This is a genomic window from Bradyrhizobium sp. Mp27 (assembly GCF_029953005.1).
Lineage (GTDB): Bacteria > Pseudomonadota > Alphaproteobacteria > Rhizobiales > Xanthobacteraceae > Bradyrhizobium > Bradyrhizobium barranii.
This window is the reverse complement of record NZ_JASAUS010000016.1, coordinates 1-21,484: the sequence shown is the minus strand read 5'-3', so window position 1 is coordinate 21,484 and position 21,484 is coordinate 1. Positions and strand designations below refer to the sequence as shown.

At 65.4% G+C, this 21,484-nt stretch carries 19 protein-coding genes; 14 read left to right on the top strand and 5 right to left on the bottom strand.

Annotation, left to right across the window (positions count from 1 at the left end; translation table 11 throughout):
* The first annotated feature begins 8 nt into the window (after positions 1–8).
* The 3 genes from QJT78_RS12035 (at position 9) to QJT78_RS12025 (ending at position 4,246) form a co-directional block, all read left to right on the top strand.
* Complete coding sequence (locus tag QJT78_RS12035; protein ID WP_028148949.1) at positions 9–1,028, top strand: patatin-like phospholipase family protein; 1,020 nt, start codon at positions 9–11, stop codon at positions 1,026–1,028.
* A gap of 3 nt (positions 1,029–1,031) precedes the next feature.
* Positions 1,032–2,486, top strand: a complete 1,455-nt coding sequence (locus QJT78_RS12030; RefSeq protein ID WP_028148948.1) for a GntP family permease — start codon at positions 1,032–1,034, stop codon at positions 2,484–2,486.
* Between the two features lie 98 nt (positions 2,487–2,584).
* Positions 2,585–4,246, top strand: a complete 1,662-nt coding sequence (locus QJT78_RS12025; RefSeq protein ID WP_038942948.1) for a tannase/feruloyl esterase family alpha/beta hydrolase — start codon at positions 2,585–2,587, stop codon at positions 4,244–4,246.
* 112 nt (positions 4,247–4,358) lie between these two features.
* Here QJT78_RS12025 and QJT78_RS12020 read toward each other — a convergent pair whose 3' ends face one another.
* Both QJT78_RS12020 and QJT78_RS12015 read right to left on the bottom strand, forming a co-directional pair.
* The gene (locus QJT78_RS12020) at positions 4,359–5,984 is read right to left on the bottom strand and encodes an MDR family MFS transporter (protein ID WP_038942947.1); all 1,626 of its coding nucleotides are present in this window, start codon (positions 5,982–5,984) and stop codon (positions 4,359–4,361) included.
* Entirely contained in the window at positions 5,926–7,188 is a 1,263-nt protein-coding gene (locus tag QJT78_RS12015) for an HlyD family secretion protein (protein WP_049807565.1), read from the bottom strand. The genes QJT78_RS12020 and QJT78_RS12015 overlap by 59 nt, the downstream gene beginning before the upstream one ends.
* A gap of 91 nt (positions 7,189–7,279) precedes the next feature.
* Here QJT78_RS12015 and QJT78_RS12010 point away from each other — a divergent pair, with 91 nt between their 5' ends.
* The 7 genes from QJT78_RS12010 (at position 7,280) to QJT78_RS11980 (ending at position 14,853) form a co-directional block, all read left to right on the top strand.
* A complete protein-coding gene (locus QJT78_RS12010) occupies positions 7,280–7,933 on the top strand; it encodes a TetR/AcrR family transcriptional regulator (protein ID WP_028148944.1) in 654 nt (217 codons plus the stop codon).
* Positions 7,934–7,978: 45 nt separating this feature from the next.
* Positions 7,979–8,428 (top strand): MarR family winged helix-turn-helix transcriptional regulator, encoded by a 450-nt coding sequence (locus tag QJT78_RS12005; RefSeq protein WP_028148943.1) that lies wholly within the window; start codon positions 7,979–7,981, stop codon positions 8,426–8,428.
* Between the two features lie 11 nt (positions 8,429–8,439).
* Entirely contained in the window at positions 8,440–9,210 is a 771-nt protein-coding gene (locus QJT78_RS12000; RefSeq protein WP_028148942.1) for an enoyl-CoA hydratase, read from the top strand.
* A 121-nt stretch (positions 9,211–9,331) separates the two neighbouring features.
* Positions 9,332–11,413, top strand: a complete 2,082-nt coding sequence (locus QJT78_RS11995) for a methyl-accepting chemotaxis protein (protein WP_028148941.1) — start codon at positions 9,332–9,334, stop codon at positions 11,411–11,413.
* Positions 11,414–11,530: 117 nt separating this feature from the next.
* On the top strand, positions 11,531–12,469 hold the full coding sequence (locus QJT78_RS11990; protein WP_028148940.1) for a dihydrodipicolinate synthase family protein: 939 nt from the start codon (positions 11,531–11,533) through the stop codon (positions 12,467–12,469).
* Between the two features lie 291 nt (positions 12,470–12,760).
* Positions 12,761–14,161 carry a selenium-binding protein SBP56-related protein gene (locus QJT78_RS11985; RefSeq protein ID WP_038942944.1) on the top strand — a complete coding sequence of 467 codons (1,401 nt, stop codon included), beginning with the start codon at positions 12,761–12,763 and terminating at the stop codon, positions 14,159–14,161.
* 83 nt (positions 14,162–14,244) lie between these two features.
* The gene (locus tag QJT78_RS11980; protein WP_085965313.1) at positions 14,245–14,853 is read left to right on the top strand and encodes a hypothetical protein; all 609 of its coding nucleotides are present in this window, start codon (positions 14,245–14,247) and stop codon (positions 14,851–14,853) included.
* A gap of 3 nt (positions 14,854–14,856) precedes the next feature.
* On the opposite strand, the gene QJT78_RS11975 is transcribed toward QJT78_RS11980, so the two are convergent.
* From QJT78_RS11975 to QJT78_RS11965, 3 genes are read right to left on the bottom strand one after another with little or no spacing between them, the layout of a single operon-like run.
* Positions 14,857–15,555, bottom strand: coding sequence for a DUF1045 domain-containing protein (locus QJT78_RS11975; RefSeq protein WP_028148937.1), 699 nt, complete (start codon positions 15,553–15,555; stop codon positions 14,857–14,859).
* A gap of 18 nt (positions 15,556–15,573) precedes the next feature.
* The gene (locus QJT78_RS11970) at positions 15,574–16,767 is read right to left on the bottom strand and encodes an alpha-D-ribose 1-methylphosphonate 5-triphosphate diphosphatase (protein ID WP_028148936.1); all 1,194 of its coding nucleotides are present in this window, start codon (positions 16,765–16,767) and stop codon (positions 15,574–15,576) included.
* Positions 16,764–17,435 (bottom strand): chloramphenicol acetyltransferase, encoded by a 672-nt coding sequence (locus QJT78_RS11965; protein WP_028148935.1) that lies wholly within the window; start codon positions 17,433–17,435, stop codon positions 16,764–16,766. Before QJT78_RS11965 ends, QJT78_RS11970 begins: the two co-directional genes overlap by 4 nt.
* Before the next feature lie 174 nt (positions 17,436–17,609).
* On the opposite strand from QJT78_RS11965, the gene phnC reads away from it, so the two are divergent.
* The 4 genes from phnC to phnE (QJT78_RS11945) all read left to right on the top strand — a co-directional run bounded on the left by phnC (position 17,610) and on the right by phnE (QJT78_RS11945) (position 21,231).
* Positions 17,610–18,419 carry a phosphonate ABC transporter ATP-binding protein gene (gene phnC, locus QJT78_RS11960; RefSeq protein ID WP_028148934.1) on the top strand — a complete coding sequence of 270 codons (810 nt, stop codon included), beginning with the start codon at positions 17,610–17,612 and terminating at the stop codon, positions 18,417–18,419.
* Between the two features lie 70 nt (positions 18,420–18,489).
* Positions 18,490–19,425 carry a phosphonate ABC transporter substrate-binding protein gene (phnD, locus tag QJT78_RS11955; RefSeq protein WP_281460236.1) on the top strand — a complete coding sequence of 312 codons (936 nt, stop codon included), beginning with the start codon at positions 18,490–18,492 and terminating at the stop codon, positions 19,423–19,425.
* 76 nt (positions 19,426–19,501) lie between these two features.
* Positions 19,502–20,386 (top strand): phosphonate ABC transporter, permease protein PhnE, encoded by an 885-nt coding sequence (phnE, locus tag QJT78_RS11950; RefSeq protein ID WP_038942941.1) that lies wholly within the window; start codon positions 19,502–19,504, stop codon positions 20,384–20,386.
* A complete protein-coding gene (gene phnE / locus QJT78_RS11945) occupies positions 20,383–21,231 on the top strand; it encodes a phosphonate ABC transporter, permease protein PhnE (protein ID WP_028148931.1) in 849 nt (282 codons plus the stop codon). The genes phnE (QJT78_RS11950) and phnE (QJT78_RS11945) overlap by 4 nt, the downstream gene beginning before the upstream one ends.
* Positions 21,232–21,484 lie beyond the last annotated feature (253 nt).

Sequence of the window (21,484 nt, the reverse complement as noted above, 5' to 3'; positions counted from 1 at the left end):
GTGCCGCCATGGAACGGGACGCCGTACTGATCGATCTCGCGCTTCAAGGCGGCGGTTCGCACGGCGCCTTCACCTGGGGCGTGCTCGACCGTCTTCTGGAAGAGAAGTGGCTCACCATCGCCGCGATCTCCGGTACCTCCGCGGGTGCGATGAATGCGGCTGTGCTCGCGGACGGGTGGATCGCGGGTGGCGCCGAGGGCGCGCGCGACGCGCTCGAAAAATACTGGCGCCGTGTCTCGAAGGCTGCCGCCTTCAGTCCGCTGCAGCGCTCGCCGCTCGATCGCTTGATGGGGCGCTGGACGCTCGATACGTCGCCGGCCTACATCCTCACCGATTTGATGTCGCGGGTGCTCTCGCCCTATGATCTCAATCCGACCGGCTATAATCCGCTGCGCGCCGTGCTGACCGAGAGCATCGATTTCGAACGCCTCGCGCGCTCGCCGATCCAGCTGTTCATCACCGCGACGCGGGTGCGCACCGGCCGCGGCCGCATCTTCCGCAACGCCGAGATCACGGCGGACGTGCTGCTGGCATCGGCTTGCCTGCCGACCATGTTCCGCGCGATCGACATCGACGGCGAACCCTATTGGGACGGCGGCTTCGCCGGCAACCCCACGATCACACCGCTCATTCGCGAAAGCGATGCGCACGACACGATCCTGGTGCAGATCAATCCGACCGAAACGCTCGAAGAGCCGCGGACGGCTGCGGAGATTCTCAATCGATTGAACGAGATTTCGTTCAATTCGCCCCTGATGAAGGAATTGCGCATGATTGCGCTGCTGCGCCAGGCGGCCGACCCCGGCAGCGGCGAGGGCGCGCGCTGGGCAAAGATGCGGACCCACCGCGTCAAGAGCGACATGCTGGCGAAGTTCGGCGCGTCATCCAAGCTCAACGCCGAATGGGAGTTCGTCTCGATGCTGCGCGCCGAGGGGCGCCTGGCCGCGGACGCGTTTCTCGCCGCGCACGGTGCCGACATCGGCCGGCAATCGACCGCCGATCTCGACGTCCTCCTGTCGGAGTGCTGAGGCATGGGTCTTCTCGGCCTCCTCGTCGGGCTCGCCCTGCTCGTCCTGTTCGCCTTTCGCGGCTGGAGCGTGCTTCTGCTGGCGCCGTTCGCAGCGCTCGTTGCCGCCCTGTTCGGCGGCGAACCGCTGCTTGCGAACCTGACCCAGGTGTTCATGGTGCATGCGGCGGGATTTCTGGCGCAGTTCTTCCCGATCTTCCTGCTTGGCGCGGTCTTCGGCAAGCTGATGGACGATAGCGGGGCGGTCACGTCGGTCGCCGCCTTCATGGCGGAGCGCCTCGGCGAGCGTCGCGTGATCCTGGCGGTGGTGCTCGCCGGTGCCGCGGTGACCTATGGCGGCGTCAGCCTGTTCGTTGCGTTTTTCGTCATCGTTCCCATGGCCCGCTCGCTGTTCCGCGCGGCTTCGATCCCGCGTCGCCTGATCCCGGCTGCGATCGTGCTGGGGACGTCGACCTTCACCATGTCGGCCTTGCCGGGCACGCCGTCGATCCAGAATTCGATCCCGATGCCGTTCTTCGGCACGACGCCGTTCGCAGCGCCAGGTCTCGGCATCATCGCCTCCCTCATCATGCTCGTGACAGGGTTGTGGTGGCTGCACCGCGCCGAAGCCGCGGCGCGCCGTGCCGGAGAAGGCTATGGCGACGATATCGAGGGCGCGACCGAGCGCGCCGCCGCCGACGAGCTCGTGCGCGAGCGCGCCACGACCGCGCGCGAGTTCGATCCGGCGGAACTCCAGCACGGTCAACGTAGCGAGCGGCCTTCGCCCGTGTGGAGTGCGATCGCGCCGCTGATCGTGGTCGTCATCGTGAATCTGGTGATGTCGCTCGTGGTGCTGCCGCGGCTCGATGTCAGCTATCTCGCCGAACAGCGCTTTGGGGAGACGTCACTCGCGGCCGTCGCGGGCGTGTGGTCGGTCGCGGTCGCGCTGACTGCGGCCATCGTCACGACCATCGTGCTGAACCGGGCTCGCCTGCCGGCGCTTCGCCGCACCATGGACGCGGGGGCCAATGCATCCGTCCTGCCCGCGTTCAGCGTCGCCAGCCTCGTCGGATTCGGCGCTGTCGTCGCCTCGCTGCCGGCATTCACGATCGTGCGCGACTGGGTGCTGGCGATTGAAGGGGGACCCCTGGTCTCGCTAGCGGTTGCGACCAACATCCTGGCCGCGCTGACCGGGTCGGCGTCAGGCGGCCTGACCATTGCGCTGGACGCGCTCGGCCAGACCTATGTCGAGCTCGCCGCGCGCACCGGCATCGCCCCTGCGCTGATGCACCGCGTGGCGGTGATCGGCGCGGGGACGCTCGACATCCTGCCGCACAATGGTGCGGTGGTCAGCCTGCTCGCGATCTGCGGCCTGACGCATCGCGACAGCTATTTCGACATCGTGATGGTCGGCATCGCGACGTCGCTGCTGGCGCTGGTGGCCGTAATCGCATTGGGTAGTGCGCTGGGATCGTTCTGACCAGAATGCGAACGTGAGCGATTGACGGAACGGCGAAGGTTGCATTCAATGCGGCCAACTGACCAAATCCAATAAACAGCGAACGCCGGGTGGAAACGATGACGCGAAAGAGAGCGAAGCTCTGTGCATGGCTCGTGGGTGCGATGGCCGCGATGAGCGCGAGCAGCGCGTTCGCCGTGACGCTGGCGGAGGATGCCGACACGGTCTGCAAAGGGCTCATCGGCGGCGCCGATGCCGTGAAGATCGATTCCGCGACATTGCTGGCGCCGACACAACTGGCTGTTGCCGAACGCGGGCCGACCCCGTTGGGGCGCGTCACGCCCGCCAATCCTGCCTTCTGCAAGGTGCTCGGCCACATCGACCCCATTGATCCCAAGGCGCCGCCGATCAAGTTTCAGGTCAACCTCCCGGTCGAGTGGAACGGTCGCTCCGTCCAATATGGCGGCGGCGGCTTTAACGGCGTGCTGATCACCGGCCTTGGGCTGCCGCCGGCCTATCCCTTCGACAAGCCGTCGCCGCTGGCGCGCGGTTTTGTCACCTACGGCACCGACTCCGGCCATGAGTCCAAGCCCGGCGAGCCGCCGCAGGTCTTCGCGCTCAACGACGAAGCCTTCGAGAATTTCGCTCACCGCGCCTACAAGAAGGTGCGCGATGCTTCTGTCGCGCTGATGGAGCGCGCCTACGGCAAGAAGCCGGAAAAAATATACTTCATGGGCTCCTCCGAGGGCGGCCGCGAAGGCCTCACCATGGCCCAGCGCTACCCCGACGATTTCGACGGCATCTTCGCCCGCGTGCCCGTGATCAACTGGGTCGGCCTGCAGCATGCCGGCACGCGCTCCGGCCTTGTGACCATGGGCGAGGGCTGGATCAATCCGGCGCAGGTCAAGCTCTTTGCCGATGCGGTGCGCACTGCCTGCGACAAGGCCGACGGCTCCGATAAGACGCTGGTGCACGATCCCGTGGCCTGCAAGGCCGTGTTCAAGGTCGAGACGCTGCGCTGCGAGGCCGGCAAGGCCGGCGATCAGTGCCTGACCGAGGCGCAGATCAAGGCAGTCAGCACGCTGCATGGGACCTACAAATTCCCGTTCGTGCTCGCCAATGACCTCGATGACTATCCGGGCTGGGGCGTCTCTGGCGAGGATACGCCGGCGTTTGGGCCAACCGGCGGCTGGTCCGCGTGGTGGCTCGGCAGCGCGCCGCCGGCGCAGCCGCCCGCACCCAACAACGGCATCGCCTGGATCTACGGCGCCGGCGGCATTCAATATGTGTTCGCGCGTGATCCCAAGCTCGACGTCACCACCTACAAGGTGGAGGACCACAAGGCGCGGTTGCTCGAAGTCTCGAAGCTGATGGATTCGACCGATCCGGATCTCAGCCGTTTTCGCGGACGCGGCGGCCGGCTGATCATGCTCGAGCACATGGCGGACTATGCGCAGAGCCCCTATGCCGGCATCCGCTATTTCGAGAGCGTCGAGCGCAAGCTCGGCAAGGCCGAGACGGCGGAGTTCGCGCGGCTCTACACCGCCCCCGGCGTCGACCATGTCGGCTCCGGCGCGCCGGCCAATGTCGACATGCTGAGAGCATTGGTCGACTGGGTCGAGAAGGGCAAGGCGCCCGGCGATCTGGAGGTCTCTGAGCAAAAGGTCGAGGCGCCCACATTCGCAACGCTCCGCGCGATGCCGCTGTGCCGCTGGCCGTCCTGGCCGCGTTACAAGAGCGGCCCGGTCACGGAGGCGGCGAGTTTTGCTTGCGCGCCGTGAGGCACCGACGTCTCCACAGCGTCATGGCCGGGCTTGTCCCGGCCATCCACGCCTTCGACGGAGCACTGAGAACGTGGATGCCCGGGACAAGCCCGGGCATGACGACTTCTTGCTAATGCGCACCGCCCCCGCCGGCCGCCGCCTTCACCCGCCGCGTCAGCAGCACCGCGATCGCGGCGAGCACGAGCACCACGCCGATCACCGCGAAGGTGTCGGAATAGCCCATCACCAGCGCCTGGCGCTTCACCGTCTTGCCGAGTGCGATGATGGCTTGCTCGCGCGCGGCGTTGGGGTCGGGCACGCCGTGCGCGATGAAGTAATTGGTCATCTGCGCGATGCGGGCACGGACCTCCTCGCGGCCGAGCGTGACGGAATGGCCGATGATGTTGGAGTGGAACTGCTCGCGCTTGGTAACGATGGTCGCAAGCACCGCGGTGCCGATGGCGCCGCCGAGATTGCGCATCATGTTGGAGATGCCCGAGGCAGCCGGCGCGTCCTGCGGTGCGACACTGCCGAGGCTGAGCGCCGACAGCGGCGCCAGCGTCAAGGCCTGGCCCACAGCGCGCACGACGTTGGGGATGAAGAACTGGTCGCCCGAATAGTCGAGCGACATCTCGATATTCAGGAACGAGCTCGCGGCGAACAGCAGCAGGCCCACGGCCGCGATGTAGCGCGCGTCGAAGCGCTGCATCAGCTTCGGCACCAGCGGAATCAGGAGGAGCTGCGGCAGGCCGGTCCAGGCCAGCACGTTGCCGATCTGCTCGGCATTATAGCCCTGCACCTGGCCGAGATAGGCCGGCAGCAGATAGACGGAGCCGAACAGCGCAAATCCAAGGAACACGGCAGCGATCGTGCCGACGCCGAAATTCCACTGCGTCAAGAGGCGCAGGCGGAGCAACGGCTTCTCCACCACGAGCTCGTTATAGATGAACAGCGACAGGCTGACGGCGGCGATGATCGCAAGGCGCACGATGAAGGGCGAGCCGAACCAGTCGTCCTTGTTGCCCTCCTCGAGCACGGCCTGAAGTGAGGCCAGGCCAAGCGCCATGGTCGCGATGCCGAACCAGTCGCCCTCGCGCAACAGCCCGAGATTCATCGGCTGGCGCTCCAGGGTGAAGAACAGGATCGTCACCATGACGGCGGTCGGCAGCACGTTGACGAAGAAGATGGTCTGCCAGCCGTAATTCTCGGTGAGATAGCCGCCAATGGTCGGCCCGATCGCCGGCGCAAACGTCACGGCGAGTGAGAACATGGCAAGGCCGATCGGCTGCTGGCCCTTCGGCAGCTTGGTGAAGACCAGCGTGAAGGCCATCGGAATCAGCACGCCACCGAAGAAGCCCTGAAGTCCGCGCATCGCGATCATCGAGGGCAAATCGTGGGTGAAGGCACAGGCGACCGAGAACGCGGCGAACAGCGTCGCGAAGCTCAGCATGATGTTACGGAACGAGAACACCCGCGACAGATAGTCGGTCAGCGGGATCACGATGATCTCGCCGATCAGGTAGGACGTCGAGATCCAGGAGCCGTTGTCGGCGCCGGTGCCGATGCCGCCCTCGATGTTGAGCAGCGAGGCGTTGGTGATCTGGATGTTCAGGATCGCCATGAAGGCGCCGATCATCGCCGCGAAGACGGCGATCCAGACCGTGGCGCTCGCGCGGTTGGGATCGCTGGCGGCGCGATCAGGCGTCGCGGCCGGTGTTGCTTGTGCTGGCGTCGAGATTGTGAGGCTGTTTGACATGGCACGACCCTCCGGAAACAAGCTTCGCTTTGGACTTCGTTTGGGGCGTCGTTGCCGCTTGCGCGGTCGGCGCTGATCGGGTTGCGATCGTCGGGATCACGGACATGCCAGGCCGCAGCTCGATCGCAGAGTGCGTCTCGGCATCCAGCGCGATCTTCACGGGGATGCGCTGCACGACCTTGGTGAAATTGCCGGTGGCGTTGTCGGGCGGCAGCAAGGCGAACTCCTGGCCGCTGGCGGGTGCGATGGAATCGACATGGCCGTGCACGACCTGGCCCGGGAAGGTGTCGACCTCGATCTCGACTTGCTGTCCCGCGCGGACATGGGTGAGCTGGGTCTCCTTGAAATTGGCGACGACATAGGCGCCCTCGGCCGGCACGATCGACATCAGCTGCGTTCCCGCTTGCACATATTGGCCGATGCGCAAGGTGCGGTTGCCGACGACACCGTCGATCGGAGAGACGATCGTGGTGTAGCTGAGATTGAGCTCGGCCTGATGTTGAAGCGCGGTCGCGCGGGCAGCCGCGGCACTGGCTTGTACGATCTCGGCCTTCAGCAGCTCGACCTGTTTCAGAGCCGAGGCGAGATTGGCGGTGTCGCGCTGGATCGCGGCATCGGCGCCGGCATCGCGCGCCTGGGCCTGCTGTGCATTCTGCACGCTGCCATAGCCGGTCTTGGCGAGGTCGGTGTAACGCTTGTTCTCCTGCTCCGCGAAAGTCTTTGCAGCAGTGTCGACGTCGATGGTCGCTTTGGCGGCCGCGATCACGGCTTGCTGGACGTCGAGCTGCGCTTGCTTGCTCGTCACCGTCGCATTCGCGGCGGCGACATCGGCCTTGGCCTGGTCGAGCGCGACGCGGAAGTCGCGATCGTCGATCCTGGCGAGCACCTGGCCGGCCTTCACATGCTCGTTATCGCCGACCAGGACGCGGTCGAGGTAGCCGCTGACCTTCGGCGCGATGGTGGTGTTGTCGGCCTTCACATAGGCGTCATCGGTGGAGACGAGGTACTGCCCGACGGTCCAGTAGTCGTAGCCATACCAGCCTGCGCCGGCCAGCGCGACGATCGCCGCACCCATCAGCAACAGCTTGCGGAGATTGAGTTTTTGCCGGCGGACGCCGGTCGGGGCGGTGGGCAGCACGCCCTCCGGCACGGTTGCTGGAATAACGGTTTGGGTCGCAGCAGATGGGGTGGTGTGGACGGACATGGCCGGCTCCCCTGAATTAGGAAACTTGACGATTTCCAAAATGAGACTAGCTTTGGAATTGTCAATGGAATGACAGGCGTCATTTAAAAGCATGGCTCAGGCAAAACCATCAGGTGAATGCCGCCCCCGCGGGCGGCCGCAACTGCGCAGCGACGAGGAGACGAGGCGGATCGTCTTCGACGCCGCGCGCCACGCCTTCGCCGTCGACGGCTATGCCGCGACCAGCACCGAAGAGCTGGCACGCCGCGCCGGCATCTCGACCAAGACGCTCTATCGCCTGTTTCCGGGCAAGGCCGCGCTGTTCGAGGCGATGTGCGCGGACAGGCTCGAGCAGCTGCTCTCCGCCGTCGATCTGCAAGGAAGCGACGAGGTCGATATCGAGACGGGCCTGCGTGCCGCGCTGCTGGCCTGCGCCGATCTCGCACTCGATCCAGAGGTCGTAGCGTTGCAGCGCATGGTGCTGCAGGAATCCGCCGCGTTCCCCGAGCTCGCCGCCAACTTCTACAGCAACGGCATTTCCCGCACCGTCAGGACGCTCGCGGGCTGGCTGTGCGTCCAGGTCCAGCGCAAGCGCATCGCCATCGACGATGCGGAGGAAGTTGCCGGCATGCTGATCGGCATGGTGGCATCGGCGCCGCAGCGCGCGGCGATCTATGGCGGCATGCCGCTGCCGTCACGCAAGCAGATCGAACGCCGCGTGCAGACCTGCGCGTCCCTGTTCCTCGATGGCTGCCGCGCCGCGTAGCGGTCTCCCTTTGACAATCCGGTTCGGCTCGGCTATCTATTTCGCATGCGAAATAAAGAAGCCGCAGCGAGGCATCATCGGCTTATTTACCTCCTGAACGTCGCGCAACGCCGCTTGCAGCGCTGGATGGCGGCGCAGCCGCAGAACGAGGTCACGCCGGCGCAGGCGGGACTGTTGTTCATCCTCGGCAGGCAGGACGGCGTGCTGATGGGCGAGGCGGGCGCGGCACTCGACATGGGGCCGGCCGGCATCTCAGGCCTCGTCGATCGCAGTGCCGCGGCGAGGCTGGTCGAGCGACGGGCCGATCGCGAGGATGGTCGGGCCTGGCGCGTATGGCTGACGCCGAAGGGGCGCACCGTGCTGGCGCAGGCGAAGACCGATGCGGCGCAGATCAACGCCGCGCTGACGGACGGCTTTACCAGCGCGGAGATCGACATCGTCGCGCGCTGGCTGATCAGCATTCAGGACAAGTTTCCAAGACCTTCAGACGACTAAAGGAGAGACTCATGACCGAGCACGTCCGGATCGAGAACAACAACGGAATTCTCACCCTCACGCTGGCGCGCCCCGACAAGAAGAACGCGCTGACGGATGCGATGTATGGCAAGCTCGCCGACACCATCGAATCCGCCGAGTTCGATTCCTCCGCCCGCGTGATCCTGATTCGCGGCGAGGGTGACATGTTCACCGCCGGCAACGATGTCGGCGAATTCGCCGCCGTCGCAGCCGGCAAGTCCGAAGGCAGCCGCAACGTCGTGCGCTTCATCCAGTCGCTGGCGCGCTGCACCCGGCCGCTGGTTGCGGCCGTGCAGGGCCGCGCCGTCGGTGTCGGCACCACGATGCTGCTGCATTGCGACCTCGTCGTGCTCGCCGACAACGCGCAATTGTCGACGCCCTTCGTCAGCCTCGCGCTGGTGCCGGAGGCCGCCTCCAGCCTGCTGATGCCGGCACGCATCGGCTACGCCCGCGCCTACGAGATGTTCGCGCTGGGCGAGACCGTGCCGGCCAGGTCGGCGCTGGAATGGGGCCTTGCCAACCGCGTGGTGCCGCTCGACAAGCTCGATGCCGAGGCGCTCGCGCTGGCGCAGCGGCTCGTTCGCCAGCCGGCCGGCGCGCTCACGGCCACCAAGAAGCTGATGCGCAACGGCGAGGCGCTGGTCGCGCAGATGCAGGCCGAAGGCGAGCAATTCGCGCAGCGTTTGCGCACGGCGGAAGCGCGTGAGGCCTTCACCGCTTTCGCCGAGCGCCGGCCGCCTGATTTCACCAAGGTTGCCTGATTTCGCTAGTCTTAAAGCGCTTGCAGACCGGGCACTCCCGGTAATTTGACTAAAACCTTAACCGATCCTTGGCATGTCGCGATGCAGGGTGGCCGGCAGTACAATGCAGGCCCCCTGACTCATGGCAATGTTTAAGAAATCGGTAAGCTCGCTTCTCCTGACCTTGATGGCCCTGCTGGCCGCCGGTGCGCTGGCCTCTACGGCGATCCAGATGTTCGGAGCGTTCGGTCGCTACAGCGACAGTCTCGAGACGGCGCGGCTTGCTGCTGCCGACAAGGCGATCTTCCATGGCGTGCTCGCGTTGCGCAACAATCGTGGCGATGCCCAGAGCGCCATCCTTGGCGAGGACGATCCCAAGGCAAAGCTCGCTGAAGCCGAGAAGGCCGAGCAGGGCGGCTATGAAGGGATCAGCGCTGCACTCTCGACCGTCGATTTCGCACGCCGCGACGAACTCGCCGGCACGCTGAAGCAGCGCTGGAACGAAGCCGCGCCGCAATTCCAGCTGTTCTACGACGAGGCCAGGCTTCCGCGCGCCGAGCGCAAGATGGAGCGGACCAATTCCTGGTACGATGCTGTCACCAAGGTCATCGACACGGCGAACCTCGCCTCCACCGCGGTGTCGAACCGCGCCTGGATGAACGATCCCTACATCGCGCGCATGATCCAGGTCCGCCGCTTCGCCTGGCAGGTGCGCGACCGCTATGGGATCCATTGCTCGTCGCTTCGCTCGAACGTCAACAGCAGCAAGCCGCTCGACGACGCCCAGAAGCGGTCCGTGGCGCAATGGGACGGCACGATCGCCTCCGGCTGGGCGGGCATGGCCGAGTTGCTGGCTGCACCCGACGTGACCGCGGGGCTGGTGACGGCAGCGTCGGACGCGAAGGCCAAGACCGATGGCGTCCTGAAGCAGATCGGCGATCTCACCAAGAATTTCGACGGCAGCGGTAAGCCTGCGATGCCCGCTTCGGAGTGGAATGCGCTGTGCCAGTCGCCGTTCCCGCTCATCGTCGGGGTCGCGACCAAGGCGCTGGATCAGTCGATCGCGCGTGCCGAGGCCGTGCAGACCAAGGCGCTCACCAACCTCATCGTGCAGTCGCTCGCGTTTCTGCTCGCGCTCGCCGTGACCCTCGCCGGCGTCTACGTGGTGCGCAATCGCCTGATGCGCCCGGTCCGCGCCATCCTTGACGCCATCGCGCGAATCAGCGCCCGCGATTACACGACACCGGTGCCGCAGTCGAAATATCCCGACGAGTTCGGCACCATGGCTGCCGCGCTCGAGAGCCTGCGCGAGAGCGCGGCGACGGCCGAGCGGCTGGGCCAGGAACGCGAATCGCAGCAGGCAATGCAACTCGCCCGCTCCGGTACCGTGGACGACGCGTGCCGCACCTTCGACGACACCGTGCAGGCGGTGATCCACAGCGTCGCTGCGTCGGCGAGGGAGCTCGATGCCACCGCGACCGATGTGCGCACACTGGTTTCGGATTCGACCAGTCAGACCGCGGCAGTCTCCTTCGCGGCCGAGCAGGCCACCAACAATCTCGAGACCATCGCGGCAGCGACCGAGGAACTCTCCGCATCCGTCGGCGAAATCTCCGCACAGGTGCAGTTGAGCGCCCGCGAGGCGCGCGAGGCCGTGTCGCAGGCCGAGCGGACCAACGCGACGGTCGAGATCCTCGATCAGACCGCGAGCCGGATCGGCGAGGTCGTGAAGATGATCAACGCCATCGCCGGCCAGACCAATCTCCTGGCGCTGAACGCGACCATCGAGGCGGCGCGTGCGGGCGAAGCCGGCCGCGGCTTTGCCGTGGTCGCCGGCGAGGTCAAGAGCCTCGCCGCGCAGACCGCAACCGCAACCGAAGAGATCTCGCGCCAGGTCGAGGAGATCCAGGGCGCGACGGGCCAGGCCGTGACCGCCATCCGCTCGATCGGGGGCGCCATCAGCGGCATCGACGAGAAGATGACGGCGATCGCAGCCGCCGTCGAGGAGCAGCGCGCGGCCACCACCGAGATCTCACGTAACTTCCAGCAGGCAGCCCAGGGCACCCGCGAGGTCACCGACACCATCGGCAGCGTCGCCAGGCTCAACCAGGAAACCGGCAATGCCGGCACGGTGCTGTCCGAATCCGTGAAGAAGATGTCGGGCGATGCCGATCGTCTTCGCGTCGCGGTCGAAGGCTTTTTGGGGGCCGTGAAGACGGCATAACTTCGATCGTCATCCGTCTAGGCGTCGCGCGAACGGCATTGCCGCCGCTTCACGTGGCGGGTACATCTGTGCCGCTGCGGGAGTGCAGCAACAGACGTATCAAGGATGGAGAGTTCGATGCCGGCCACCCCACACAACGCCCAGCGCCCCTATCGCGGCGTATTCCCGGTCGCGCCCACCATCTTCGACGAGCGCGGCGAGCTCGACCTCGAGGGCCAGCGCCGCTGCATCGATTTCATGATCGATGCGGGCTCGAATGGTCTCTGCATCCTCGCCAATTTCTCCGAGCAGTTCGTGCTCACCGATGCCGAGCGCGAAACCGTGATGCATGCGGTGCTGGAGCATGTCGCGGGCCGGGTTCCCGTGATCGTCACCACCACGCATTTCAGCTCGGCCGTCTGCGCCGCGCGCAGCCAGCAGGCGGAGGCTGCGGGGGCCGCCATGGTGATGGTGATGCCGCCCTATCACGGCGCGACCTTCCGCGTGCCCGAGAAGGGCATCGTCGAATTCTTCAAGGTGCTCTCGGGCGCGATCAACATTCCGATCATGATCCAGGACGCGCCTGTCGCCGGAACGCCGCTGTCGGTCGAGCTGCTCGCGCGGCTGGCGCGTGACTTCGCCAACATCCGCTATTTCAAGATCGAGGTGCCGGGCGCGGCGGCAAAGCTGCGCAGCCTGATCGAGGCGGGCGGCAAGGATATCGAAGGCCCGTGGGACGGCGAGGAAGCCATCACGCTGCTCGCCGATCTCGACGCCGGCGCCACCGGCGCGATGACGGGCGGCGGCTATCCCGACGGCATCCGCCAGATCATCGATCCCTATTTCGCCGGCAAGCGCGAGGAGGCAAAGGCCGCCTATGAGCGCTGGCTGCCGCTGATCAACTACGAAAACCGTCAATGCGGCCTGATCGCCTGCAAGGCCATGATGCAGGCCGGCGGCGTGATCAAATCGGACGCCGTGCGGCATCCGCTCCAGCCGCTGCACCCGGCGACGCGGGCTGGGCTGCTGGAGCTGGCGAAGGAGCGGGATGCGCTAGCGTTGCGGTGGGGCAAGTAGCGCCGCACCCACTCGGTTGTCGCCAGGCCTCTCGGCAGCCCCCGCCTTCGCGGGGGCGACGCCGAGTGTGAGGTGCGCGCTGGCCTGATCCCGCTGGCCTCCGTCTGACTGAGGGCGTCGAATTAGCGCGGTTCGGGCGGTTTTCCGCACGCCGGCGATGACATATTGTACGCTCCTTGCACGCTCGCCAACCAGGTCCGCCGAGCTTCTCAAGACGTCGTGAGCAGCTCTTCATTATGCCGCTATTCGGAGCCAGGTTGGAGCGAGCCGACGAAACAGGGAGGCAGTGCCATGACGATGAGGCCGGATCCCACCTTTCACGCATCGCCCAAGCTGGCGATGGAAGCACCTGCAGAGAACTTTGCCTACACGCTGCTGCTCAGTCCGGATTTCTCAAAGCCGGATGCTCTCGCGGTCATCGACGTCAAGCCGGGATCGCCGACCTACAGCCAAATCGTCCACACGGTGACGATGCCCAACAAGGGCGATGAGTTTCATCACTTCGGCTGGAATGCCTGCTCCTCCGCCTTGTCGCCGCTCGCCGGACATGCCTTCATCGAGCGGCGCTATCTCATTATCCCCGGGATACGCTCGTCGCGAATCTACATCATCGATACCAAGCCCGATCCGACCCAAGCCAAAATTCACAAGATCATCGAGCCCGAGGAAATCTTCAAAAAGACCGGCTACTCGCGGCCGCATACCATCCATTGCGGGCCAGACGGCGTCTATGTGAGCACGCTGGGCGGCGGCGGCAAGGACGGCACCAACGGGCCTCCAGGCGTCTTCATCATGGATTGCGAGACGTTCGAGGTCCTCGGACGATGGGAGATCGACCGCGGTCCGCAGACGCTGCACTATGATTTCTGGTGGAACCTGCCGCGCGACTACATGGTGACGAGCGAATGGGCGTTGCCGCCGCAGTTCGAGAACGGGATCGTCGCGGAAGATCTGCTGGCGAACAAATATGGCCATCGTCTCCACTTCTGGGATCTCCGCGCCCGTCGTAACGTGCAGACCATCGACCTCGGCGCCAATCATCAGATGGCGCTGGAGGTGCGGCCCGCGCACGATCCGGTTCGCGAATACGGCTTCGTTGGCGTTGTGGTCGACACCACCAACCTCGAAGCATCGATCTGGACATGGTGGCGCGAAGGCGGAAAATTCCATGCGGAGAAGACGGCGACGATCCCGCCGGAGCCCGCGCCAAAGGAGAAGCTCCCGCCGCTGCTGCAGGGATTTGGCGCCGTGCCGCCGCTGGTGACCGACATCGACCTGTCGATGGATGATCGGTTTCTCTATGTCTCGTGCTGGGGCACGGGTGAAATGCGCCAGTACGATGTGAGTGATCCGCGAAAGCCGAAGCTTGCGGGCTCGGTTCACATCGGCGGCATCGCGCGCCGCACGCCCCATCCGAACGGCAAGGCATTTGCGGCCGGTCCGCAGATGGTCGAGATCAGTCGCGACGGCAAGCGCGTGTACTGGACCAATTCGCTGTATTCCACCTGGGATGACCAGTTCTATCCCGACGGGGTTCCGGGCGTGGAAGTCATGGCCAATGTCGGTCGCGACGGCGGCCTCGAGCTCGCCAAGGACTATTTCGTGAGCTTCCCCGACGGATATCGTGCGCACCAGATCAGGCTGGAGGGCGGCGATTGTTCGACGGACTCCTTTTGCTACCCGTCGGCCTAGGCTGGCAGTACGGGAGTTGGCCGCTCGGCTGGCTGTGGCTCGCTCTTGTTGCGAGCGGTCTTTATCACGGCGTCAATCCGGGAATGGGATGGCCGCTCGCCGTGTCGGCCGGGCTCATGGACAAGAGCCCGCGCGCGCTGTTCCGCGCGTTGTGGGCTCTGGCGGCCGGACATCTCCTGGCAACACTTCTCGTGCTGCTGCCGTTCGCGTTCCTGCTCGTGCTGGCCGAGTGGCAGCGTTCGATCCAGCTCGGCGCGAGCCTTCTCGTCATCGGCTTCGGCGTCTATCGGCTGATCGAGCGGCGCCATCCGCGCACGCTGGCACGAATTCCGCCAACGCAATTGGCGCTCTGGTCATTCGCCGTTGCCATTGCCCACGGCGCGGCCTTGATGCTCGTACCGATCTATCTCGGGCTCTGCCAGGCTTTCGAGCTCGATGCCGGCCATGAGGCGGCGGGCGCGCTGATGAAGGCAAGTCTTCTGAAGACAAGTCTCGGGATGGCGGTGCTGGTGTCCCTGGTGCACGTTGTCGCCATGGTCAGTGCCGGCGGATGTCTGGCGTGGCTGGTCTACCGTTATCTGGGATTGAGGTTCGTCGCGCGAAGCTGGTTCAATCTGGATGCAATCTGGGCGACCAGCCTCATTCTGGTTGGCGCCGTGGCGCTCGCCTTCAATCTCGCGAGCTGGCGCTGAGGCCTACTTCGCCAACGCCCACTCGCCGACAAAGCGGAAGCGCGCCCTGGCATCATCCTGCTTGAACAGCGCGATCCGGTCGATCGCCAGCGTCTCGAGACCGAGCGCCGCAAACCTCGCGCGCAACATCTCCAGGATCGGCCCGCGCCGTTCCGCATCCAGCCGTCCCGTCAGCGTCATGTGGAAGCGGAATTCTTCCATCACGTAAGGGTAACCCCAGCGGTCGAGATGGTCGCGCTGCCGCTCGGTGAGCTTGTCGGGCTTGCGCCGCGCGCGGTCTTCCGCCGTCATGGGAGCACGGAAGTCGTCGAATTCGCGGACGCAATCGGCGGCAAGTTGTTGGAGCGCACCCACCGGCTTGGTCGGAATCACCGCAATGAAGCCGCTGATGGAATCGACGACCGGACGGATCGACGGGATCGGCCGCGCCTTGCCGGCAAAGGCCGCGCAGGCTGCGACGAGCTCGGCTTCAGTCCTGCCGGGCGCCAGCGCCATCGGCGCCTTCAGCGTGCCGTGGAAACCGTATTTGCGGGGATCGGCCGTGACGTCGCGCCAGTCCGGCGCAACGCGCGATGCGTCGGCAGGGAATGGCACCTCGTCGCCGGTGTAGACATCGTAGCCGAGCAGCTCGGCGCCGAAGCGGGTGAGGGCGCTGTCGGCGCCGGCGGTAAAATAGATCGCGTAGCGGGGAAAATCTGTCATTGCCCGAGCATAACCGGTTCAGGCGGCAACAACAGCCTCGCGCGGCGTCGCCGCCGCAGCGAGCAGTCGCGTCGCATCGGTGAGATGCACGAGCTTTCCGCCTGATACCACCGCGATCAGCCGCGGCCGCAGCGGCACGCTGTCGTCGATCAGCAGCATGTCGGCGCGGCATCCTTCCGCGAGCACGCCGCGATCGGCAAGGCCGGTCGCGCGGGCCGGTCCCGCGGACACCAGGTTCCAGGCCTCGGTCAGCGGCAGCACGCCGTCGGCGACGAGGCGGAACGCGGCGAGCAGCTGTGCGGGATAGTAATAGTCCGACGCGAGCACCGAGCAGAGCCCTTTCGCGATCATGTCGGATGCCCGGGTCCAGCCGGTATGGCTGCCGCCGCGCACGACGTTCGGCGCACCGTAGACGATGGCATCGCCCGCGGACGCGGCCGCGCGCGCGGTCTCCTCGTTGATCGGAAACTCCGCGATGTCAGCGCCCAGCTCGCGAAACTGCTGTCGCATCGCCGGCGTTGCATCGTCATGCGAGAGCATCCGCACCTCGGCCGCGCGAGCAGTTGCGGCGAGCCGCGCCACGGAAGCCGGCACTTCACTGGCGCGCGAAAGCACACGCTCCACCAGCCGGTCGAACTCCTCGCCCGAGAGGCCGGTGCGCTCCACCATGCGGTTGCGCTTGCGCGGCTTGGCCATGTCGGCAACGGTGCCGTCCATGTGGTCGTTGAAGGCGAACAGGTCGACGCGGCCCTCGGCGAGCCACTGGCCGATCTCGGTCTCGGCATCGAGATTGTAGGTCTCGTGCCGCAGGTGGAAACGGGTGTCGGCGGCGAATTGCGGGCGCTGCCGCTCGATCGCCTCCATCAGGGCGCGCGCATTGCCGGCGCTGCGCAGGCCCGGCTCCCACGAGCAGGTCGTGGCGTGAAACACCGTGGTGATGCCGTTGCTGATCGCCTGGCGGTCACTGTCGGCGAGCGCGACGTCGATCGGGAAGTCGACGCCGGCGCGCGGCATCATCTGCCGCTCGAAGGCATCGCCGTGCAGATCGACGATGCCGGGCAATACCAGCAGGTTGCGCGCATCGATCGCCAGCCGCGCACGGCCGCGAGAGGCATCGACCCGCGCAATGTCCGCGCCGGACACGAGAATGGAAGTTTCGACGAGCTCGGATCCGATCAGGGCCCGGCCGCCCTCAAGGAAGATGTCTGTCACGCGATCGCGCTTCGTTTGCTGGCAGGGGAACGGGTGAGGGAGCTTGCCCGTGCTTCATATGCCGAGAGGAAATCTTCAATCCCGAGCTTGCGGAAATCGGGCAGTGCTTCACGCAATTTGTCGTGATCCCAGTCCCACCAGGCAAGCCGCGCCAACCGTCCGGCGACGTCTTCCGAGAACCGCCGCCGCACGATGCGCGCCGGATTGCCGGCGACGATGGTGTAGGCCGGCACGTCCTTGGTGACGATGGCGCCGGCCGCGACCACCGCGCCGGTGCCGATGTTGCGGCCGGGCAGCACGATCGCGCCGTGGCCGATCCAGACGTCATGGCCGATATGGACGTGATGCTGGCGCCGCCAGTCGAAGAACTCGGTGTCGTCGCTCTCGCGCTCGAAGTAGGCGCTGGAACGATAGGTGAAATGCGCCTGCGTGGCGCGATGCATCGGATGATTGCCGGGATTGATGCGGGTCATCGCCGCGATCGAGCAGAATTTTCCGATCGTGGTGTAGGTGATCTGGGCGTCGTTCACGACATAGGAGTAATCGCCCATCGTGACTTCAGTGAGAATCGTGCGCGCGCCGACTTCGGTATAGGTGCCGAGCCTGGTCTCATGCAGCTTCGCCGAAGGGTCGATGGTCGGTTGAACCGAGAGCGTTTTGCCGGCCATGCTGCATCCGATAGGTCGAGGGCGGGCGTACCTCTTCGAGCGGCCTGATGACAATGTCATGACGATGCGATGACAGGGGAAGAGGTGTGTAGGATCGCCGCACCGCAACGCCGGTGTCACACAAGTGTCAAGCGCCAGCGTTAGCGGTGGCTTCGAGCTACTCTGGAGCCCTCTATGCTGGTGGTTGAAGGTCTGACGTGCCGCTTCGGCGCAAAAGCCGCGGTGGACGACGCTTCGTTTCAAATCTCCCCCGGCGGCTTCGTCGGTGTGATCGGGCGCTCCGGCGCCGGCAAGTCGACCATGCTGCGCATGATCAATCGCTTGGCGACGCCGACGCAGGGCCGCATCCTGTTCGACGGCCTCGACGTCACGGCGTTGCGCGGCAAGGAATTGCGGCAGTGGCGGGCGCGCTCGGCGATGATTTTCCAGCAGTTCAACCTGGTCGGCCGGCTCGATGTGCTGACCAACGTGCTGATGGGGCGCCTCGCGACGATGCCGGCCTGGCGCTCGCTGACGCAGACCTGGCCCGAGCACGACAAGGCGCTGGCGATGTCGGCGCTCGAACAGTTCGATATCGCCTCACTCGCCGCCCAGCGCGCCGACCAGCTCTCCGGCGGCCAGCAGCAGCGTGTTGCGATCGCGCGCGCACTGGTGCAGCAACCCGACATCATCCTCGCCGACGAGCCGATTGCCTCGCTCGACCCGCGCAACACCAAGATCGTGATGGATGCGCTGCTGCGCATTAACAAACACTTCGGCATCACCGTGCTGTGCAATCTGCATTCGCTCGATCTCGCCCGCAGCTATTGCGATCGCCTGATCGGCATGGCGCAGGGCCGCGTGGTGTTCGACGGCGTGCCGTCCGAGCTCACCGACCACGTCGCGCGTGAACTCTACGATCTCGAAGCCGCCGACGTCATGGGCGGTGCATCTGCACCGGTGCCCGAGGGCGTGCCGGCGCTCGGAACGGCCGCGGCGGCCTGAGCGGCACAACGCTGTCACGTCCTGCTGATAAGTTTCGCGTCAACCGACCCCAACCGATGAAGAGGGTATCATGATCACTCGCAGACTCGTTCTTGCCGGCGCCGCCGTGCTCGCCTTCACGGCTTCCGCCTTCGCCGAAGACTGGAAAGCCAAATATCCGGAGCTGACCTTCGCGGTCGTTCCGGCCGAGAACGCCTCCGGCGTCACCGAGCGCTGGGCGCCGTTCGTGAGCTACCTCTCCAAGGAACTGGGCGTGAAGGTCACGCTGCGTATCGCCAACGACTACGCCGCGGTCATCGAGGGCCAGCGCGCCGGCAACATCCACATCGCCAGCTACGGCTCGGCCTCGTTCGCGCGCGCCCGCCTGACCGGCGTCAAGACCGACGCCTTCGCCAACGACATCAACGCCGACGGCTCGACCGGCTACTATTCGGTGTTCTTCGTCAAGGCGAGCAGCGCGTACAAGAAGGTCGATGACCTCAAGGGCAAGAACCTCGGCCTGGTCGACCCGAACTCGACCTCCGGCAACAACGTGCCGCGCTTCGAGCTCGACAAGATGGGCATCCCGGATGCCGACACCTATTTCAGCAAGGTGGTCTTCACCGGCAGCCACGAGAACGCGATCCTCGCTCTGGCCCAGGGCACCGTCGACGTCGCCGCCAACCAGTGGACCAGCGACGACGATTCCACGCTGGCGCAGATGCTGACTAAGAACATGCTGAAGAATGCCGACGGCTCGGCGATGAAGAAGGACGACTTCCGCATCATCCACAAGTCGGCGCCGATCATCAACGGTCCCTACGCCTACAATGCCGACCTGCCGGAAGACGCGAAGGCCGCCATCGCCAAGGCGTTCTTCGACGCGCCGTCCAAGGACAAGGCCGCGTTCGACCGCCTCTCCGACGGCCAGAAGAAGGGTTTTCATCCCGCCACCACCAAGGATTGGGATGGCACGATCGAGCTGATCAAGTTCGTCGATGCACTGCGTAAGAAGAAGGCGTCCTGAGTTTCAGGACGATAGCACTGGAGCCGGGTCGATGGACCCGGCTCTTTCTCTTTGATCGACCACCTTTCCTGGCCAGATGACCGTCGCGGTTTCGATCCTCCCCGAGCAGCAGCTGGCTGCGTTGAACGCCGCCTATGACCGGGCGGTCGCGCGCAAGCGACTCCGCCTCCTGTTGGGAGTTGTGATCTTCACCGCCGCGCTGGTTCTCGCCGCGATCGGCGCCGAAGTGAATTTGCGCACGCTTTTCACTTATTTCGGCAACTTCATCAGCTACTTCGACCGCATCCTCACGCTCGACAATGGCCAGCGGGTCTGGACCGATTTCGGCGAGTGGCTGTGGGGCTGGCGCAAATGGCTGAAGATGCTGGGCGAGACGCTGCTGATCTCCTATGTCGGCACGCTGATCGGCGCGACCTTCGCCTTCGCCTTGAATTTCTTCGCGGCAGAGAATACCTCGCCGTCGCCCTGGCTGCGCTTCGTGGTGCGGCGCCTGCTTGAATTCGCCCGCACCGTTCCTGGCATCGTCTTTGCGCTGGTGTTCGTGATCGCCTTCGGGCTCGGCCCGATGGCGGGCGTGCTGGCAATCGCGATCCACTCCACCGGCGCGCTCGGCAAGCTGTTCTCCGAGATCGTCGAGAACGCCGACATGAAGCCGGTCGAGGGCATCCGCTCGACCGGTGCGAGCTGGCTGTCCTGCATGCGCTTCGCCATGGTGCCGCAGGTGACCGCGGGCTATGCCAGCTACGCGCTGCTGCGCTTCGAGATCAACGTCCGCGAGGCCTCGGTCATGGGCTTCGTCGGTGCCGGCGGCATCGGCCAGGAACTCGTCGTCGCGATCCGCAAATTCTACTATTCGGACGTCAGCGCCATCCTGCTCGCCATCATCGTCACGGTCTTCATCATCGACATCAGCACCGGCTGGCTGCGCGGCCGCCTGTTCGGCAAGGAGGCGCGGACGTGACGAAGCAGCGCGAGGTCGATACCGCGCAGATCCGCGCGCGCTATCCTGATGTGTTCGACCGGCCCGCCTCCGCACGGCTTGCGACGCCGGCGATGATCGTCGCGGCGCTGGCGATCCTGGTCTACGGCCTCGTCGATCTCGACTTCTCGCCATCGCGCTTCTTCGCAGGCCTGAGCCAGCTCGGCTGGATCAGCGTGATGATGATCCCGCCCGATCCTGGTTCCTCGCTGCCGGTCTATCTGAAGGCGCTTGGCGAGACGCTGTCGATCGCGCTGCTCGGCACGACGCTGGCGGCGGTGTTCGCGCTTCCGGTCAGCCTGCTGGCCGCGCGCAACGTCATACCCTCGCAGATCCTGCGTTTTCCGGTTCGCCGCTTCCTGGATTCGATCCGCGGCGTGGACACCCTGATCTGGGCGCTGGTCTGGATCAATGTCGTCGGCCTCGGCCCGTTCGCCGGCGTGCTGGCGATTGCCGTGTCGGATTTCGGTGCGTTCGGAAAGCTGTTCTCGGAGGCGATCGAAGGCGCCGACCAGAAGCAGGTCGAAGGCATCCGCGCCTCCGGCGGCAGCCCGCTGCACGAGATCCGCTTCGGCCTCTTGCCGCAGGTCCTGCCGGTGATCGCCGGCCAGGTACTCTATTTCATCGAGTCGAACACGCGCTCGGCCACCATCATCGGCATCGTCGGCGCCGGCGGCATCGGCCTCCAGCTTGCCGAGCAGATCCGCGTGCTGGAATGGCAGAAGGTGTCGTTCCTGATCCTGATGATTCTGGTCGCAGTGGCCGCGATTGATTTCATATCGAGCAAGCTGCGGTTTGCGATTATTGGGCGCAGGGCTGTGGCGTAGCTTTCTTCCTTCTCCCCTTGTGGGAGAAGGTGGCGCGAAGCGCCGGATGAGGGGTCTGGCTCCTCAAACTTAGATCGGTGTTTGCAGAGACATGCCCCTCACCCGTCTCGTCGCTTCGCGACGAGCCACCCTCTCCCACAAGGGGCCTGTTGCGTTATCGGCTCTTGAGGCTGAAGACGTCAGGAGCGAATGCCCTGGTCCCGGCAATGCCTGCGAAGATCTGTAGTGGTTGCCCTCGGAGGGCGGCTCACGC